The organism is Streptomyces sp. NPDC038213 (assembly GCF_055600495.1).
Map to the genome: position 1 here is coordinate 1 of NZ_JBVJYM010000048.1, position 15,913 is coordinate 15,913.

At 72.7% G+C, this 15,913-nt stretch carries 12 protein-coding genes, 1 pseudogene and 1 CRISPR repeat array; of the genes and pseudogenes, 11 read left to right on the plus strand and 2 right to left on the minus strand.

The window, feature by feature from the left end:
• Window positions 1-98: 98 nt before the first annotated feature.
• Window positions 99-506, minus strand: coding sequence for a hypothetical protein (locus ACZ7JZ_RS34620; protein WP_470946763.1), 408 nt, complete (start codon window positions 504-506; stop codon window positions 99-101).
• 164 nt (window positions 507-670) lie between these two features.
• On the opposite strand from ACZ7JZ_RS34620, the pseudogene ACZ7JZ_RS34625 reads away from it, so the two are divergent.
• The 11 genes and pseudogenes from ACZ7JZ_RS34625 to ACZ7JZ_RS34675 all read left to right on the plus strand — a co-directional run.
• Window positions 671-799: pseudogene (locus ACZ7JZ_RS34625) on the plus strand (transposase family protein); the annotation flags it as partial.
• 1 nt (window position 800) lies between these two features.
• The gene (locus tag ACZ7JZ_RS34630; protein ID WP_470946765.1) at window positions 801-1,352 is read left to right on the plus strand and encodes a transposase; all 552 of its coding nucleotides are present in this window, start codon (window positions 801-803) and stop codon (window positions 1,350-1,352) included.
• 876 nt (window positions 1,353-2,228) lie between these two features.
• A complete protein-coding gene (locus ACZ7JZ_RS34635) occupies window positions 2,229-3,323 on the plus strand; it encodes a conjugal transfer protein (protein ID WP_470946768.1) in 1,095 nt (364 codons plus the stop codon).
• Window positions 3,320-3,649 carry a hypothetical protein gene (locus ACZ7JZ_RS34640; protein WP_470946770.1) on the plus strand — a complete coding sequence of 110 codons (330 nt, stop codon included), beginning with the start codon at window positions 3,320-3,322 and terminating at the stop codon, window positions 3,647-3,649. Before ACZ7JZ_RS34635 ends, ACZ7JZ_RS34640 begins: the two co-directional genes overlap by 4 nt.
• Before the next feature lie 59 nt (window positions 3,650-3,708).
• Window positions 3,709-4,155 carry a hypothetical protein gene (locus ACZ7JZ_RS34645; protein WP_470946773.1) on the plus strand — a complete coding sequence of 149 codons (447 nt, stop codon included), beginning with the start codon at window positions 3,709-3,711 and terminating at the stop codon, window positions 4,153-4,155.
• Window positions 4,152-6,812: an ATP-binding protein gene (locus ACZ7JZ_RS34650; protein ID WP_470946776.1), complete on the plus strand. Its 2,661-nt coding sequence runs from the start codon at window positions 4,152-4,154 to the stop codon at window positions 6,810-6,812. Before ACZ7JZ_RS34645 ends, ACZ7JZ_RS34650 begins: the two co-directional genes overlap by 4 nt.
• Window positions 6,809-9,301 (plus strand): hypothetical protein, encoded by a 2,493-nt coding sequence (locus tag ACZ7JZ_RS34655; protein WP_470946779.1) that lies wholly within the window; start codon window positions 6,809-6,811, stop codon window positions 9,299-9,301. The genes ACZ7JZ_RS34650 and ACZ7JZ_RS34655 overlap by 4 nt, the downstream gene beginning before the upstream one ends.
• The gene (locus ACZ7JZ_RS34660; protein ID WP_470946781.1) at window positions 9,298-10,413 is read left to right on the plus strand and encodes a C40 family peptidase; all 1,116 of its coding nucleotides are present in this window, start codon (window positions 9,298-9,300) and stop codon (window positions 10,411-10,413) included. Before ACZ7JZ_RS34655 ends, ACZ7JZ_RS34660 begins: the two co-directional genes overlap by 4 nt.
• Complete coding sequence (locus ACZ7JZ_RS34665) at window positions 10,410-11,063, plus strand: hypothetical protein (RefSeq protein WP_470946784.1); 654 nt, start codon at window positions 10,410-10,412, stop codon at window positions 11,061-11,063. The genes ACZ7JZ_RS34660 and ACZ7JZ_RS34665 overlap by 4 nt, the downstream gene beginning before the upstream one ends.
• Window positions 11,042-13,636: an ATP/GTP-binding protein gene (locus ACZ7JZ_RS34670; RefSeq protein WP_470946787.1), complete on the plus strand. Its 2,595-nt coding sequence runs from the start codon at window positions 11,042-11,044 to the stop codon at window positions 13,634-13,636. The genes ACZ7JZ_RS34665 and ACZ7JZ_RS34670 overlap by 22 nt, the downstream gene beginning before the upstream one ends.
• A complete protein-coding gene (locus ACZ7JZ_RS34675) occupies window positions 13,633-14,562 on the plus strand; it encodes a replication-relaxation family protein (RefSeq protein WP_470946789.1) in 930 nt (309 codons plus the stop codon). Before ACZ7JZ_RS34670 ends, ACZ7JZ_RS34675 begins: the two co-directional genes overlap by 4 nt.
• A gap of 79 nt (window positions 14,563-14,641) precedes the next feature.
• A CRISPR array of direct repeats spans window positions 14,642-15,046; the repeat unit is 28 nt; unit sequence GGAACATCCCCGCAGGCGCGGGGTCGAC.
• Between the two features lie 376 nt (window positions 15,047-15,422).
• Here ACZ7JZ_RS34675 and ACZ7JZ_RS34680 read toward each other — a convergent pair.
• On the minus strand, window positions 15,423-15,911 hold the full coding sequence (locus ACZ7JZ_RS34680) for a TrmO family methyltransferase domain-containing protein (RefSeq protein WP_470946791.1): 489 nt from the start codon (window positions 15,909-15,911) through the stop codon (window positions 15,423-15,425).
• Window positions 15,912-15,913: the final 2 nt, after the last annotated feature.

Sequence of the window (15,913 nt, forward strand, 5' to 3'; positions counted from 1 at the left end):
GCCGCTCAAACGAGCCGAGCATCGCAACGGGACACCACCCGCACCTGACACCGTCACCATCACTCGGCAGGACAGAACTTAAGTCACCAACATTGCGCCTAGCCCGCCTGCGGCGTCGGCGGCCGCACCCACGGAGCGAAGCGCTGACCAGGGGCTACGTCGTCGCGCCAGTACCTCAGAACGGTCTCCTGCACGACCTCGGTTCGTTCCGCCGCGATGAGACACGAGACTGGCTCCAGCCCGCCCGCGTCCGCCTCGAAGGCGACAAGGACAGGCGGTTCTTCACCGATCTGGCGGGTGACTCTCGCGAGCTCCTCGCTCGTCGGCGCGCGGAACACCGGATCCAGAAACTTCGCCGGGCAGCTGACAAGAGTCGGATCGCCGAAGACCAGCTCCAAGCCGTGGTAGTAGGTGAGATCATGCCCGGCCGCCAGCCGCAGCTCAGCAGCGTCCCAAGCGATGACATCCCAGTCCCACCAGGACCCCTCAGGGAGCTGGATGCCCACGCGCCGCCGTTCCGCGTCCACCCTCAGCTCCCCTCATCCGTTCGAACAGATCGACAGGCTACACACGGACTCAGCGCTGCGAACTTGACTTCTTACACGCCTGAGGTGTCTGGATAGCCCCGTTCACCGGACTCAGCCCGCGGCAGTTCGGGAAGCTGGTGGCGGTGCTGCGGCGCGAGGGCGCGGACGCGGTCCGCAAGGGCCGGCCGTGGAGTCTTCCGCTGGAGGACCGGGCACTGCTGGTCGCGGCGTACTGGCGAACGAACCTGACCATGCGGCAGCTCGCCCCGCTGTTTGGGGTGTCGAAGTCGGCGGCGGACCGGATCATCGATCACCTCGGGCCGATGGTCGCCCTCCAGCCTCGCAAGCGGTTCGCCAAGGACACCGTGCTCATCGTGGACGGCACCTGGTCCCCACCCGGGATCACGCCATCGCCGAGCGGTCGAAGAACTACAGGTCTCCACCAACCACCAGGTCGTCATCGACGCCGACACCCTCCTGGTCGTCGTGGTCGGCCGACCGCTCGCCGGGAACCGCAACGACTGCAAGGCGTGGGAGGAGTCCGGCGCCAAGGCCGCCGTCGGCAAGACCCTCACGATCGCCGACGGCGGATACCCGGGCACCGGACTCGTCATCCCGCACCGTCGGCAGCGCGGCCAGAGCGAACTCCCGGACTGGAAGGAGGAGCACAACAAGTCCCACAAGCAAGTCCGGGCCCGCGTCGAGCACGTCTTCGCCCGCATGAAAGCCTGGAAGATCCTCCGCGACTGCCGCCTCAAAGGCGACGGCGTCCACCACGCCATGCTCGGCATCGCCCGCATGCACAACCTCACCCTCGCCGGATAGGACAGCGGGCCGTACGGCGGCCAGCCCTGCCCGAGGCGAACCGGAGATCATTTACGGGACAGCTCTTAGGCTGCGGCACTACTCGATCATGGTCAGCGCGAGTGAATCAAGCGTCAGCCACGGAACATGACCACCAGCGAGACCGGCACAGCGGCAAGGCCGCCAACCACGAAGACCGCACCGACAATCCGCAGGAAGCGCTGCGACGGCACCGACCGCCACTGACTCCGCTGCCGCGTGCTCCGCTCAAGACCCTCCACCGCATATGCACGCAGCCAGCCAGACCCACGCCGCGATGAGAACACCCCTCCCAGCACGACGGCCAACGTCCCCCAGACCAACAAGAACCAGTCCGCGGACGCCCCACTCTGAACCGCCAACAACAGCATGCAGGCCAGACTGTCATGAACGGCTCAGGCGTGGGTGCTGATGCATCGGCCCCCGGTCAACCACGGCCCCCCGTCTCGCGGGAGCACGGGTTCCCACGAACAGCTCCGCGGGACGGACCGCTCCCAGAACCGGAATCACGAGCCCGGTGGGCGGACAGCACAGCCGCGTGACGAAGGCCAGTGTCACCAGACCGCACCGGCGGCCGGTGACTGGCAGAGAAGGGCATCGGCGAGTTCCTCCTGCGGGCTGGTGAGGTTCCGCAGGAAGTCACCGGTCAGGGCCCGGCGAGCCGGTGAGTTCCGACCGCGCAGTGCTCTGACCTGCGGTGGGGAGGTTGCCGGTAACGTCGGTAAGTCACCGGTGACATGTACGGCGGGGTTGTTCTGCTTCCGTAACCGCGCAGGGGTGCCCGTGGTGAGAAGTTCGGTGAGGTAGCCGCCGTTTCGTGGGGTGCAGCAACAACCCCTCCACGAAAGGCGCTCCCACATGGCACCCGATCCCACCCCGTCCCGCCGACGGCGACCCCCGGTCAAGACGACCGGGCTGCGCCGCAAGCGCCCCGAAACCGTCCCGGTCACCCGTCCCGTCCCCTCCGGGACGCGGCTCCGGCGCGTCCGCGTCTGGGCCGTCCTGGCCGCCGGGCCGCTCGCCCTGGCCGTCGCCCTGGCGGCGCCCCGTACGACCGTCGTACAGGCCGCGCCCACCGCCCGGGCCGAGCACACCGTCCGTCCGCCGGCCGATCCGGCCGGGGCCGCCGAGGTGTTCGTCGACCTGTGGCTGCGCGCTGACGCCGACCAGCCCGACAGCCCCGCCTCGGCCGCGGTCCGGGTGATGGCCCCCGACACCGACCTCCCCGACCGTCCCGGCGCGGCCCGTACGGACAAGTCCGCCGCGCCCGTCGCCGGGGCGGTCCGGGTCATGGCGGTGGAGACGTCGTTCACCACGGACGGGTGGACGGTGGTGGTCGCCGCCATCACCGAGCAGCCCGGCTCCCACGGCGAGCCGACTGCGGGACTGGCGGCGGGGCCGGTGGTGCGGTACTTCGCGGTCGCAGGGACCGGCGGCCGCCACGGCGGCCCGGTACGGATCACCGGGACTCCCGGCGAGGTCGCCGCCCCCGCCACCGCACCGGAGCCGGAGCCCGGGTCCGGGGACGTGTTCGCGAGCCCGGTTGCGTCGAACGGTCCGCTCGCGGCGGCGCTCGGCGAGTTCCTGCAGGCCTACCTCGGCGGCGGTCAGGGCGCGGGGGTGGAGCGTTACCTCTCCCCTGGGCTCCACCTGCCGGTCCCCACCGGCACCCCTTACGTGCGGGTCGAGGTCGGTGATGTAGCCGCGGACAGCGAGGCCGCCGCCGGGCAGGGCGTGCCGGGTGATGGTGCGCGGGCGCGGGTGCGTGTGCGGGTGGTGGGTGAGGATGCGGCGGGGGTGCGGTGGCCGCTGTCGTACCGGCTGGAGGTGACCGCGCGGGCCGGGCGCTGGGAGGTCTCCGGGCTCGACGCGGCCGCGCCTGCGGGCGGGGCGCCGCCGGGGTCGTCGGTGTCGGGGTCCGGGTCGGCGGCGGGCGCCGGGGGTGCCCGGTGAGCGTGGGTTCGGGGACGGTGGTGCTGGCGGGGCAGCTGGACGAGTTTGGCGATTCGTTCTTCGCGATGCTGACCGGCTGGGGCAAGGCGGCTCTGGTGGCGATCCTGCTGGTGGTCGTGGTCGTGACGATCGCGCGGCAGCTGTCGATGAAGGCTGCCCTCGGGGTGCTGCTGGCGATGGTGGTGGCGCTGGGGATCTACGACGCGCGGGACTCGCTGTCGGGGATGGTGACCGACGAGATCAAGAACCCTGCTGGCAGCAGCGGGCAGAAGACCGTCGTCGTGGTCGAGCCGGCCCGGGGCGCTCGCGCGGGCGGTGTGCTGTGACCGCGGCGGCGCGGCCCGGGGTCGTCCGGGTGTATACGAGGGCGCGGCGGCATCCGTGGGTGCTGGGGAAGCTGGGCGACTGGACGATGCCCTTCGGCCCGTACACCCCGGCGCAGCTGGTGGTGCTGGGGGGCGGGGCGTTCCTGCTGATCCGTACGTTCAGCTGGTGGTCGTGGGCCGGTCCGGTGCCGGTGGTGGTGTGGCTGGTGTCGGTGTGGGCGGTGCGGCACGCGCAGTTCGCCGGGCAGAACCCGTTCACCGCCGCCCTCGGCGCCGTGTCTGTGTTGACCCGGCACCCGGCGGGCCGCATCGGCGACCGCCCTGCACGCGACCGGCGGCCGTCCTACCTTGGCGGGCAGTTCGTCATCGAAGCGGCGCCGACCACGGTCCCGGTGGCTGCAGTTGGTGGAGCCGGTGCTGTGGCTCCCCTGCTGAAGGCGGCGGGTGTACGGGCGGCCGGGTCGGGCCTGGACCGGCTGCTTGCCGGAGCGGGGTCCGGCCGATGATGCGCACGCCGTTCCGGCACGTCGCCGGGAACCTCATGTGGCCCGCCTCGGGCGGCCCGTACGCGGTGTGGCGGGTGGAGCCGCTGACCGGCGGTTACCTCCCGGAGAGGGTGCGGTCGGAGCTGGTGCAGCGGGTGGCGTCGCTGGTGCGGTCGATGCCGGGGATGCGGCCGCGGCTTTCCGTCCTGGCGGCGCGTACCGATCCGGGGGACGTCGCCGAGCAGATGGTCGAAGGCGTCGCCTGGCAGCACCGCCCCGCATGGGCCCAGACCTGCGCGGCCGCGGTCGACATGATCGCCGACGCGGAGATGCACGAGCGGACCCTGTGGCTGACCGTCCCCCTTGCGGGGAAGACCGGCAGCTCGCTGGCGGCGTCGTTCGAGGCTGTGTTCGGCGAGGTGTCGGCCGCGCTCGGCCTGGCTCCCGCCCCCGTGACCGAGGCGGAGGTGCGGGCGGCCCGTACGGAAGCCGAGCGTGTGCACAGCTCGCTCGGCGGCGGGCTGAAGCTCCGGCCCGCGTCGCCCGCTGAGGTGGTGTGGATGGTGCAGCACGCCGTGCACCGCGGCCAGCAGGAGCCGCTGCTGTGCGACGCCACCCTCAGCCCCATGTACGGCGCGCAGGTGCGCGAGGGGCGGCTGGCCTCGCCGTCGTACGTCGACCTCGGGCAGATCCGCCTCTCCGAAGGCGGCCAGGACCGTACCGGCGACGCACAGGCGAGCCGGAGTACGTCCGGGCGTTCGTCCGTACGTTCGTGGTGGCGGTCGGCTTCGCAGGCTTCGCCGCTGGGACGGCTGTGGCTGCAGGTCGAGTCCGAGACCGGCACCGGCTACCAGGCCCACCTGGTCCTCGCCGAACTCCCCCCGGCCGTCGCCGTCGACAGTGCGGACGTCCTGGCGCAGCTGGAAGGCCTGCCGTTTCCGGTGGACGTCACCGTGGACATGCAGGTGGTGGCGGCGCAGAAGGCGCGGGCGCAGGTGCAGCGCAAGAAGCGCGAGCTGTTGGACCAGGCCGAGCAGTACGGCGCCCAGCCGACCGGGATGCCGCACTCCCTGCAGGACGCGGCGGGGGATCTGGCGGAGCAGGACGCCCGGATGTCGCGGACGTCGGTGGAGGTCGAGGTCCAGTCGGTGACGGTCCTGACCGTGTGGGGCCCGGACGCGGCGACCTGCGACGGCCGCGCCCGGGAACTCGCGGCCGCCCTGGCGGGTGGGGACTACCGGGCGGTGCGCCCGGTCGGGATGCAGGAGGACCTCTTCGCCCTGGGCCTGCCCGGCACCGCGCGGGCGCAGAAGCTCAACCAGTTCACGCAGCACCAGCTGTCCGAGGACTGGGCGGCGGCCGGCGCCCTGAGCCTGTCCCGGGTCGGGGACCCCTCGGGGATCATGATCGGCCGGGATCTGGACTGCGGCACCTTCCGGCCGGTGCTGCTGAATCCGGCGGATGCGCCGCAGGTCAACGCGTCCGCGTCGAGTGCCGTCATCGGTGACCTGGGCGCGGGGAAGTCGGTGCTGGAGAAGCTGGTCACCGCGGCGGTCGCCGACCGCGGCGGCCGGGCCATCGTCATCGACCGCACCCCCATGCGCGAGTGGGCCTCCTTCGCCAACGCGTCCATGGGGAGCCGCTGCCAGGTCATCGACGCCGCGCGAGCGCAGTTGTCGATCGATCCGCTGCGGGTGTTCGGCGGCGCTGTGGGCGCCCACTACGCCTTGTCGTACCTGACCCTGCAGACCGGTGTCGGTCCGATGACCGCGGGCGGCGCGGTGCTGCACCGTGCCGTCGAGGAGGTCGCTGCTGGGCCGGAGCCGTCCATGGGCAAGGTCCTGGGCGTCCTGCGGGAACTCGCCGCCGACGGCGGGAGCGGGCAGGCGTCGGGGCGGGCGGATACGGCCGCGACGATGGCCGACCTGCTGGGCATCGTCATGGCCAATCCGCTCGCTGCGATGGTCTTCGACCCGGACCTGCCGGCGATCTCGCTGGACGGGGACCTGGGTGCGGACATGGTGGTGGTGACCACCACCGGGCTGACGCTGCCGCCGCGGGAGGCGTTCGCTAACGCGGAGGTGCTGCGGCAGCAGCCGCTGGAAGCGCTGATCGGGCGGGCGGTGCTGTACCTGGTCGCAGCTCTCGCCCGGCAGGCAGCGTTCACCGAGCCGGAGCGGTTCTGCCTGATCGCCCTCGACGAGTGCTACTGGCTGACCTCCTCCGCCGAAGGCCTGGCCCTGGTCCACGAGATCCTCCACGACGGCCGCAAACACGGCGCAGGCGTCATCCTCGGCGCCCACGACGAGGAGGAACTCGGCAAGGACCGCGGGCTCATCGCCTACCGCTTTCTCGCCCGGACGACCGACGAGGCCCGCGCAGCGCGTGGGCTGCGCTTCCTCGGACTCGACGACACCGACCCCGACCTGATCCAGCTGGTGACCACCGGCCTGTCCCCTGTCGGCCACACCGGCCGGGAGGGCGAGATGCTGCTGCGCGACCCCCGCATGCAGGCCGGCCGCATCCAGGTCCTCGTCCCGCCCGTACCCCGCTTGCAGAAGGCCCTGTTCACCACGCCGGGTCAAGGCCGCGCCGCCAGCGAGGGCGTACCGGTCGGCGTGAGTGACCCGGAGGCCGTGGTTGACCCGGCCGCGGTGGGCGCACGGGGTGCCCGATGACCATACGCGCACAGGTGACCGGGGCGGGCAGGTTCGACCTCGGGACGCTCCGGGCCGCCGGGTTCGTGCTGCTGCTGACCGTGGTGTTCCTCGTGACGAACACCACGGTGGCGGCAGCCGCCGACGGCCCCGGCGGTGGCGATGGTGGCGGGCTGCTGGCGCCGCTGAACCTCCGCACCCGGGAGGGGGCGCTGCTGGAGGGGTACCAGCTGCACGCCGTCAGCGGGAACCAGTTCAACGGGCTGTCCCAGGTGCAGGTGATGGCGATGTCCGGGCTGTTCACACTGGGCCGGCTGCTGGTGGGCCTGGGCTGCTGGCTGATCGGCTTCGTGTTCCGCTTCCCCCTCATCACTCTGCTGTCCGGGCCGGCGCAGGACCTGGCCGACGCGTACCGGGTCCACGTGGTCGACGCCCTCGGCCTCGAGGCGCTCACGCTGGCGTGGGCGTTCGTGTTCGGCCTCGTCCTGTTCGTGCGGGGGCGGGTGGGCACGGGGCTGGGCGAGATCGGCATCACGCTTCTGATCGCCGGGCTGGCGGCGAGCGCGTTCGTACGCCCCGACTACCTGCTGGGCCGCGACGGGCCGCTCGACCAGATCCACCAGGCCGCCGTCGAGGTCGCATCGATCACCACCCGCAGCTACTTCGACGACGTCACGGAGGGGCCGCAGGCGCCCTGCGACGGAGTCAACGGGCCCTGGCACAGCGCCTGCGAGGCCTCCGGGACCAGCGTCGCCAAGCCCGTTCAGGACGCGCTCACCGATGCGCTGGTCGTGAAGCCGTACATGCTGCTGCAGTACGGGCGGATCCTCGACCCGGCGAAGGACCGGGCCGCCTACGACGCACACCTGGCCTGGGTGAAGAGCAGCGAGGCCCAGGAGAAGCCGGCACACGACACCGAGCCGTGCTCGTTGCTGCCAAAGGGCCCGGCCCGGGAGGCCTGCGAGAACGGATACGAAAGCACCGACCACGACTTCGGGCAGCTGGTCGCCGCGTTGGAGAAGGCCGGACCCGCGGGTGAGGCTGCCGCGGCGTATGCGAAGGCGCCGTCGTGGGACCGGGTCGGCGCCGCGCTGGCCCTGCTGATCGCCGTCCTCGTCGTCTCCGTCATGGTCGTGTCGATGGCCGTGATCATGCTCGGTGCGCAGGGCGCCGACGCGGCGGCGGCCGCCGCCGGGCCGGTGGTGTGGGCGTGGGCGATGCTCCCCGGGCCCTCCCGGGCGGTGCTGTGGCGGTGGGTGGGGGTGTTCGTCGCCTCCGTGCTGGTCACCTTCACCGCCGCGATGGGCCTGCCGATGTTCGGGATCGCCGTCGACGCCCTGCTGTCCGGCAGCGGCCCCGACCTCATTGGCGAACGCCTCCTGCTCCTCGACGCCCTCGCCCTCGCGTTCCTGGCCCTCCACAAGCGGATCACGGCTGCCGCGTCCGGGATGGGGCAGCGGGTGGCGATGCGGATGCAGTACGCCGGGATCGGCGGCGCCCACGCGCCCCGCGGCGCCCTCGCCGCCGGCGCCTACAGCGGCGGACTCGGACTCCGCGGCCGCGGAACACCCCTCTCACTCGGCCGCGCGATGTACGAGGCGCGTGCCGCAGCGGGGGTCGCACGGTTCGGGCTGGCGCCCGTCGCCCTGGCGATGCGCGGTGCGCACGCAGCGCTGATCGGCCCCAAGCCCGGAGGGCACCGGCACCCCGCGGCCCGGGCCCTCGCCGCCGCCCTCCACGGCACCGGCACGAGCCCGGCTGCCGGGGCGGACGGAGGGGAGTTGGCGGTGGACCGGTGGACGGGTGAGGTTCTCCACGACCCGGCGACCGACCGTCTCCTGCTCGGCGCCCGGTTCCACCGGCGGGCGTCGCGGCTGCGCGGCTACCGCGTCGCCCACCGGGCCGGCCGGGCCGCCTACGCATCCACCATCGGACTGCCTAGGAGCGTACGGACCGGGCGGGCGCACGTCAGCGAGTTCACCGACGATGCCCGCACCCAGCTGCGCGTCGCCACCAACCATCTACGGGAAGACCTCCACGGCTGGACACCGGTCACCGCGCCCGTGGCCGCGGCCGCGAGGGCAACAGGCAGGGGCGCGGCCGCGACCGGGCGGTACGCCCGCGACACCGCACAAGCCACCGCCCTCTCCGCAGCCCTCTACACCGCCCCCACCGACGGGACACGCGCCACAGGTCCGCGAACGGCGCTCAGCAGGATCGACGACCGGACCCGCTCCGGACCCGATGAGGGCCATCCCGCAGGCGTACTGGGAACCAGGCGGGTGGGCGCGGCGAGCCGAAACGGGGTCGGCGTACGCACATCGGCGCCTACGCCGCCACCAGCGGAGGCCACGGAGGGACGTCGGCCTGCGCGTCGGGCGATCCAGCCGCCGGCGGGCTCAGCGGATCCCGCCGATTCCGCGCACGCTGCGGCGCGGGCCCTTCTGCTGGCGGCGATGCGTGAACGGCACCGCGAGGCCCAGGGCGGCCCGGACGGGGGGACGTCGTGAGGAAGAGGAAGCTGGGCTGCCTGGTCGTGCTGCTGCTGGCGGTGGCTACGTGCTGCACGGCTCCGGTGCTGCTCTCCGCAGCCGCCGGCCGGGCCGGCGGTCCGGGCGGGGGTCCGGTGGACCCGGCGGCCGCGGGGATCCCGGCGCGGATGCTCACCGCGTACCTCACCGGCGCCCAGCAGGTCACCCAGCACGTACCGGCCTGCCGGGGGATGCGCTGGCAGGTCCTCGCGGGCATCGCCCGGGTCGAGTCCAACCACGCCACCGGACGCGAGGTCTCGGCGGGCGGGGACATCAGCCCGCCGATCACGGGCCCCCGGCTCGACGGGTCGGGGTTTGGTGGGAACACCACGCCGTTCCCGGACACCGACGACGGGCTGTGGGACGGCGACCGCGAGTACGAACGGGCCGTCGGCCCGTTCCAGTTCCTCCCCGAGACGTTCCGCGCGTACGGGAAGGACGGCAACAGCGACAACATCGTTTCCCCGCACAACGCCGACGACGCGGCCGCGTCCGCAGCCGTCTACCTGTGCGGCAGCGGACGCGACCTCACCGACCGGAACCAGTTGCGGAAGGCGATCTTCGTCTACAACCACAGCGAGGCCTACGTCGAGGACGTCCTGGCGGGCATCGACCGCTACGACGCCCTGGAGACCGTACCCACTGTCCCGTCCGGGGACGGCGGAACGGTCATCGCAGCGGCCCTTGAGCACCTGGGTGTTCCGTATTCGTGGGGCGGCGGCGGGCCCGGCGGGCCGAGCCGCGGCATCTGCTGCTCCCCCGGCGGGCAGGACGGACGGCAGGTCGTCGGCTTCGACTGCTCGGGGCTGACCCAGTACGCGTACGCCAAAGCCGGGATCACCCTGCCGCGCACGGCGGCAGCCCAGGCCGGGTCGGGCCGGCGGATCCCCGCCTCAGCCGGCTACCAGGCCCTCCAGCCGGGCGACCTGGTCTTCTACGGCTACGACCCCACCGCGGACTCCACGATCCACCACGTCGGGATCTACCTCGGCGGCGGCAAGATGATCAACGCCCCGCGGCCGGGAAAGCCCGTACGGATCGACCCCGTCACCGCACTACCGGACTACGCAGGCGGAGCGAGGCCCCTTTGAACCCGAACCCGCGGCAGGGCGCAGGCCGGCTGGCCGCCGTCTCGCTCCTCCTCACCGGCGCCGGGGCACTGCTGCTTCACGTGGGCCTCCAGCCCCAGAACGAACCGGCAGCGGGAGCGGAGGCCCGGGGCGCCCCCACAGTCGCCGCGGCCACCAGCTCGTTGGCGCCTTCGGCCAACCCGGTTGCGGGTCCGGCCTCCGCCGACGCCGCCGCTCCACCCCCACCCCCGCCGGCGTCGGCGTCAGCGCCGGGGACCGATGTCTCGGCCTCCCGCCCGCCGGTACCCGCGGGTACGGCCAGCGGGCCCTCGGAGCTGCCCCACCCCGGTGCCGGCGAGAAAGCCGACCGGCTGATCCAGCGCGCTCTCGACCAGGCCACCCCGCGCGATCTCGCCCCGGAGGAGGAGGCCGTACTGCTGCGGCAAGCGCGCAGCGACTGGCTGGCCGAGACCGTCCGCTACGGCCGGGTCCGGATCCAGGCCGCAACCGCCCGCCTCCACCACTCCGCCGACCCCGGTACCGGTGTGCGGGCGGTGGTGCGGCTGGTGTGGGCCGGAGCCGACCCCGCCGGAACCTTCCTTGACGGCCGCCCCGCCACCCTCCACTACACCCAGACCGGAGAGCGCACATGGCAACGAACCACCCCCTGACCACGACCACCGCCGACGGCGGCCTCGGCCCGGCCGTCGACATCCTCACCAACGCAGGAGCCTTCGTCGACTGGATCGGGGCGCAGCTGTGGTGGCTGTGCCTGGCCGGTGCCGTGCTCGTGGGCGGGTGGGAGTGGGCGCAGAGGCTCCTGGCCTCAAGGGCGCTGGCTGAGCGGGCGTATGTGGAGGTCGTGCCGTCAGCTCAGTTCGCTCCGGGAGGTGAGGAGGTCTGGCGGCAGGGGATGCAGATGATCCGGGCGGCAGGGTCCGGGAAGTGGTGGACGCCACGGCGGGCTCGCGCGGTGCGGGTGCGGATGCGGGCTGACGGCAGCCGCCCGCTGGCCTACCGCCTCGAAGCCCCCGCCGCAGCCCGCGCCCTGCTGGCCCGCAGCCCGTACGGGCGGCGCGTGCAGGTCGCCGAAGTCCCGCCCGTCGCGGACAAACAGCGCAAGCACACGGTGCGGGCCGTACTCGCCCTCCACGGGAAGCCCGGCTCCAGTCTGCGCGCGGTGCCGCTGGAGCCCGACCCTCTGCAGCCGCTGATCGACGCCGTCGCTGGCGTCCGGACCGCATTCGGGGACTTGGCGGAGGTGTGCGTGGACCTCTCCCCCGCCCCCAGGTGGCACCTCGCCCTCTACCGGGCGCAGGTAGTTCAGCGTGCACGGGTCGAGGCGCGGCGGGAGGCCGCCCGCGAAGCCCGGGCACTCGACGCGCAGTCTGCTGCCAGCCTGTCCTCCCTGCTCGGGGGCGCTCTCGGGCCGGGCGGCGGGCGGGCGCCGGTGGTGGTGCCGCCGCGGTCCCGGCTGGTCAACCGCGACACCGTGCTCGGCAACCTTGCAAGCAACGCCGGCCTGGTCCGCGTGCAGATCCTCGTGCGCTGCGCCTCCGACGAGGAGGGACGCGCCGAGCAGCTGCTGGCCTTGGTTCAGGCGGCGATGGACGTGTATGCGGGCGGGTCCCGGATCGGGGCTCAGGGCCTGGCGACGGGGCCGTGGCGGATCGGGCCGGACTGGGGGCCGTGGCGGCGCGGGTTCGACACGCGGTGGGCGAGCGGGTTGATGCGGCCGGCCCGGCGGGGGTGGGCGCGGATCGACGAGCTCGCCGGCTTGTTGAAGCCGCCCACCAGGTCGGCGCAGATGCCGGTGACCGAAGCCGAGATGCCGACCTACAGCCATGGGGCGGACCTTCTGCCGCAGGGCTGGCACCGCGGGCCTGACGGACGTGAACGGCTCCTGGCCACCCGTGAGGACGAGACCCTTTTCGAGGTGCAGTCCGGGAAGGCTGGCTGGGGCAAGACCATGCGCGCCCAGGTCCACGCGCTGGCGAGCGCCCACAACGGCCGCGGGCTCGTGTTCGTCGACCCGCACGGGGACAGCTTCGGCGACGTCGCCCCCTACCTCGCCCACGACACGATCCGGCCCCGGGTCAGCCTGTTCGACCTCACCACCCGCGGTACGAAATCGCAGGTGGGGTGCTGGAACCCCCTCGACATGAGCGGCCCGCACCAGCGCCGACCCCACGAGACGACCGCCGCCGTCACCGACGCCATCGCCACCAGCCTCGGATGGGCAGACGCCACCGCGCCACGGGCTATGACGGTCCTGACGAAGTCCGTCGAGGCCCTCGTCGCCGTCAACACCGCCGCGGTCGCCGCCGGCAACCCCAAGGCGCAGGCAACGCTGTTCCAGATCCGACCGCTGCTCACCGATCCCGGCTTCCGCCGCCTGGCCTTCCGAGCCCTGGAACCCGAAGCTCTGCAGTGGTGGGAAGCAAGCTTCCCCGACCTCCCCCGGGAGGGGCTGCTGACGGTCCTGAATCCGCTCGATCGGCTTGCCGCCAACCCGACGGTGCGGGCGTTCCTGGGTTGCCCGGTCAGCGGGTACAGCATCCGGGCCGCGATGGACGAGGGACTGGTGGCGTGGGTCTGCCCGCCCGGGACCGGGCCCACCGACCGGCTGCTGGTCTCGCTGATCGTCCACGACTTCCTGCGCGCAGGCCTCTCCCGCCGCGACACCCCCGAACACGCCCGGCGGCCCTTCCGGTTCTACCTCGACGAGCTGATCTCCCTCGACGGCGCCGCCTCCACCGTCCTCGCCGAGATCACCGAGCAGCTGCGGAAGTTCGGCTGCCGCCTCCACGGCATGACCCAGCTCCTCCACCGCCTCTCCGCCCCCACCCGGACCGCGCTCCTGCAGAACGCGTCCTGCCTGTCCACCACCGCCGGCTCCGCCGAAGCCATCGCCGCGGTGACCGGCGAGTGGTCCGGTGAGGTCTCCGTCGCGGACGCCGCCGAGTTGGACCGGTGGCAGCACTACGCCTCCTTCACCGTCGACGGGAAACGCACCGGACCCCTCCTCGTCCGCGGACCCTCCCTCGACGAAGTGTTCGGCCACCTCGCCCGACCCGGCGAAACCGCCGCACTACGGAAAGCGGCCCACACCAACGCCGGCGCCCGCCCGCTGGACGAACTCACCGACCTCGCGCTCGCCCAGACCGAAACGGTCCGCAGCTTGCTCGCCAACCTCCCTGACCAGCCCACCACCGGCACCGACACCGAGGAGCAGTACGCATGACCACCGCCCCTTTCCACCCGCCGACCGCCGACACCCGCACCCACCAGGCCCTTGGGCTCATCGCACAGCACCGGCTGGTCACCACCCGCCAGCTCCACCAGATGCTCGCGCCCCAGATGCCCGCCACGAAGATGCACAAAGTCCTCGCACCGCTGCGGGCCGACGGCTTGATCGCTCACACCGTCCTCGGGGGCAGCGGCGGGATGCAGGCCCACTACCTCACCCCCGCCGGCGCCCACACAGTGCAGGGCTGGCCAGAACTCCGCGGCCGCGCCCCGGTGGTGCTGACCGATGCGGCAGCCTCGATGCGTGCCGCGCACACCCTCACCGCCGTCCGCGCCCACATCGCGTTCCTCACCGACGCCCGCGCACGCGGCGACGAGTACGGCCCGCTCGACTGGCAGCCCGAGATCGCCCACCGCCTGCCCGACGCCGGCGGGGAGGAGCAGGTCATCGCCGACGCCGTGCTCCACTACAGCACCGCGGGGCCCCGACGCCGCCAGTACCGGGCCTTCGTGGAAATCGACCGGGCCACCATGAGCAGCGAACGCCTCGCCCGGAAGCTGATCTCCTACGCCCGCTTCCACGACTACACCCCCCACCCGGCCGCCGGCCGCCGGAACACGGCCGCCGAGCAGGGCGCCCTGCTGGCATGGCAGCGCTTCTACCCCCGCTACCCCCGGGTGCTGTTTGTCCTCACCGGCGCGCCCAGGCCCTCCCTCACCCGCCGCATCGAAGACCTACGGCACATGGCCGCCGGACACCGCCTCGTCGCACAGTTCGCAGCCCAGGTCCCCCTCGGCGCAGCCGTCCTCGAAGACATCGAACAAGCCGGACCGGGCGGAGCCGTATGGACACCCCTCGCTGGCCCCACCACACCGCAACCCTGGACACGACTCACCCTTACACCCGAATTCCACCCGTGACAGCTCTCCTTGACCACACGAGACCCCCCACGAACGCGAGTCTGAAATGTTCCGGGACACGGCCGCGGCCTTCGCCGCCGGAGCATCCCCGCAGGCCCGGGGTCGGCCCCATCCCGCCTCGACGGGATCCCCGGCCGCGGGGATGCTCCAGGGAGCATCCCCGCAGGCGCGGGGGCGACGGCGTCGTACTCAAAGGCGGCGCGGGAAAAACCGGAACATCCCCGCAGGCGCGGGGTCGACCGCTTGATGGCGTCGAAGGCGGGCTTGATGCCCGGAACATCCCCGCAGGCGCGGGGTCGACGCAAGCGCGATGACCTCGCCCCAAGCCTTCAGCGGAACATCCCCGCAGGCGCGGGGTCGACGCCGTGCCCATCCGGGCCGCGGCGCCACCCTCCGGAACATCCCCGCAGGCGCGGGGTCGACCGGACCAGCGGGGAGAAGTTCACCCCGTCCCAAGGAACATCCCCGCAGGCGCGGGGTCGACACTTGCTGAGCTGGGCGTTTGTCAACAGAGATGCCCGATCTCATTCAGTTGCATTCAACTCCACTCCCAGAATCGCGTTCCGGCGAGCTGGCTTCCTGATGCTGTTGTCAAGCGACCGTCGTGACCGGCGGTGTCACGCCGCAGCACCGTCGGTCACGGATCAGGGTTTGGCTGCGCCTGACGGCTGCGTTTGCCTCCCTCCGGGGCAGCACTACAGGCTCAGAGCCGACCTCTCCACAGTCGGCCCGCTGTGCCCAGCGAGCGGAACACCACCGCGGGCGCGTCGACGACATCGGCTCGGCACCTGTCACTCTGGACACCTGATGCGCAATCTGCCTGCGGATGGCCATGCTGCGGGTTGCGCCCCCGTGGGGCCCTACTCGGGCCGGTTGGCTGCGAGGTCCCAGTAGTTCGTCAGCATTGCCGCCGGCCAGGCCGGGGCGGTGACGGGGCCGCGGGGGCCCATCTCCTCGAAGTACGGGGCGAGGTCGTAGATCGGCGTTCCGGCGACGGCGTCGAGGTCGGTGACGTGGAGGTCCCTGCCGGCCACTTTGAGCAGGCGGGGGAAGGAGGTCGCCATGCGGTTGGGGCGCCGGTGGTTCCGGTGGACGAAGGTGCCGGTGGGCTCCCAGGTCGGGTCGTTGCGGGGGCTGCGGGCTCCGAGGTGGAGGTCGGCGTCGGAGCCGAGGTGGAAGTGCCAGGTCACGATCAGGTGGGAGAACTCGTCGATGCCGCGCAGGGTGTCCAGCGGGAGGTCCGGGCGCAGGCGGATGATCGATTCGACTCCGCCCTGGTAGTCGTCGGCCGGTGTCTGGTGGCCGCCGACGACGTGGGCGATGGCCTCGATCGTGATCGGGTCGTGCACGC

Coding starts and splice junctions, on each gene's coding strand:
- ACZ7JZ_RS34635 (WP_470946768.1), top strand. CDS start 2,229: ATGGCACCCGATCCCACCCCGTCCCGCCGACGGCGACCCCCGGTCAAG.
- ACZ7JZ_RS34650 (WP_470946776.1), top strand. CDS start 4,152: ATGATGCGCACGCCGTTCCGGCACGTCGCCGGGAACCTCATGTGGCCC.
- ACZ7JZ_RS34655 (WP_470946779.1), top strand. CDS start 6,809: ATGACCATACGCGCACAGGTGACCGGGGCGGGCAGGTTCGACCTCGGG.
- ACZ7JZ_RS34670 (WP_470946787.1), top strand. CDS start 11,042: ATGGCAACGAACCACCCCCTGACCACGACCACCGCCGACGGCGGCCTC.
- ACZ7JZ_RS34675 (WP_470946789.1), top strand. CDS start 13,633: ATGACCACCGCCCCTTTCCACCCGCCGACCGCCGACACCCGCACCCAC.